At 43.8% G+C, this 1,222-nt stretch carries 1 protein-coding gene; it reads left to right on the top strand.

Annotated features, from left to right (window positions below; all coding sequences use genetic code 11):
• A partial coding sequence (locus AM228_RS28890) for a CHAT domain-containing protein (protein ID WP_156332148.1) occupies window positions 1-914 on the top strand: 914 nt, incomplete at its 5' end.
• Between the last annotated feature and the right edge of the window lie 308 nt (window positions 915-1,222).

Below are 1,222 nucleotides of genomic sequence, written 5' to 3'. Positions count from 1 at the left end.
AACGGCGTAGCAACAGTTATTTAGCTTCAGCCCAACAACTTTATCAGTGGCTAATTGCCCCCATTGAACCCCAATTACAAGCAGCAGAAATTGATACTATATTATTTAGTATGGATGCCGGTTTGCGGGGTTTACCCATTGCTGCTTTACATGATGGTGAACAGTTTTTGGTAGAAAAATATAGCCTGAGTTTGATTCCTTCAGTTAGCTTGATGGATGCTCATTATCAATCACTGCAAGGCAAAAAAGTTTTGGCAATGGGCGCAGATACCTTCCCGGATGTAAATCCTTTACCGGGAGTCCCTGTGGAGTTGAATTTAATTACCCAGAATATTTGGCCTGGAACTCAGTTGTTCAATCAGGATTTTACGCGAGAAAATTTGCAGCAAGAACTAGAACATCATGGCTATGATATTGTCCATTTAGCCACTCATGCTGATTTTACCCCAGGCCAAAATAACCAAACATACATTTATTTCTGGAATGATAAGTTGCCCTTAGATGATTTGCGTGATTTGGGGCTAAATAATCCCGCCACTGAGTTGTTGGTTTTGTCCGCTTGTCGCACCGCAGTGGGTGATGAAATTGCTGAGTTAGGATTTGCTGGGTTGGCGGTTCGTACCGGGGTAAAATCCGCTTTGGCAAGTCTATGGTATATCGATGATATGGCTACTTTGGGTTTTATGATGGAGTTTTATGAATCTCTCCATTCTGCCCCAATTAAGGCTGAGGCTTTGCGTCAAGCACAAGTGGCAATGATTCATAATGAATTACAGTTTTCTAGTAGTCAATTGCCTGGGTCTAAGCAGTTAAATGAGACTAATTTGCCCCCAGAGTTGGTGCGAGTGCAGAATATGAATTTGTCCCATCCTTATTTCTGGTCTGGATTTACGATGATTGGTTCTCCGTGGTAGAAGGTGCGTTACGCTTTGCGCTTTCACACCCTACCGATAGTAAACCACACCCGTCGGGGATTAAAATCCCCGCCTCATAGCGCAAGTCGGTTAAAACCGACTAATCATACTTGGTAGGGGTCAACGGCTGTTGACCCCTACAACGGCTGTTGACCCATACAAGATTTTAGTCGGTTTTAACCGACTTGTGCTGTTAGCCAGGGAATTTATTCCCTGGCGGTTAATTGGCGGAAGGCTGTGGTTTATTAATTTAAAAACCGCTGTATATTTGGCAGCGGATTGGCAGGCAACGGATTTGGCAACGGATG

The organism is Planktothricoides sp. SR001 (assembly GCF_001276715.1).
GTDB classification, from domain to species: domain Bacteria; phylum Cyanobacteriota; class Cyanobacteriia; order Cyanobacteriales; family Laspinemataceae; genus Planktothricoides; species Planktothricoides raciborskii.
This window is presented reverse-complemented; position numbering and strand designations above follow the sequence as displayed.